Annotated in this window: 1 protein-coding gene; it reads right to left on the bottom strand. The window is 62.9% G+C overall.

Going from position 1 to position 407, the window contains the following annotated elements; genetic code table 11:
* Positions 1–407: cbb3-type cytochrome c oxidase subunit I (locus PSD17_RS26000; protein WP_339124975.1), on the bottom strand; the 407-nt coding region annotated here is incomplete at both ends.

Below are 407 nucleotides of genomic sequence, written 5' to 3'. Positions count from 1 at the left end.
CATCCGGCCGGTCATCTTCGGGAACCAGAAGTAGATCCCGGCATAGGTGGCGAACACGATCGTCCCGAACAGCACGTAGTGGAAGTGCGCCACCACGAAGTAGCTGTCGGACACGTGGAAGTCCAGCGGCGGCGAGGCCAGCAGGATGCCCGTCAGACCACCGAACAGGAACGTCGCCAGGAAGCCGACGGAGAACAGCATCGGCGTCTCGAACGTCAGCTTGCCCTTCCACATCGTGCCGATCCAGTTGACGAACTTGACACCCGTCGGGATCGCGATGAGGAACGTCGTGAAGGAGAAGAACGCCAGCAGCACCGCGCCGGTGGCGTAGAGGTGGTGCGCCCACACCGCGACCGACAGGGCCGCGATGGAGATCGTCGCGTAGATCAGGCCCTTGTAGCCGAACA

Origin of the sequence: Pseudonocardia sp. D17 (assembly GCF_036984265.1) — a bacterium.
In the GTDB taxonomy this organism is placed as follows: domain Bacteria; phylum Actinomycetota; class Actinomycetes; order Mycobacteriales; family Pseudonocardiaceae; genus Pseudonocardia; species Pseudonocardia benzenivorans.
Note: the sequence above shows the minus strand (reverse complement) of the source record. Positions and strands in the feature narration are given on the sequence as shown.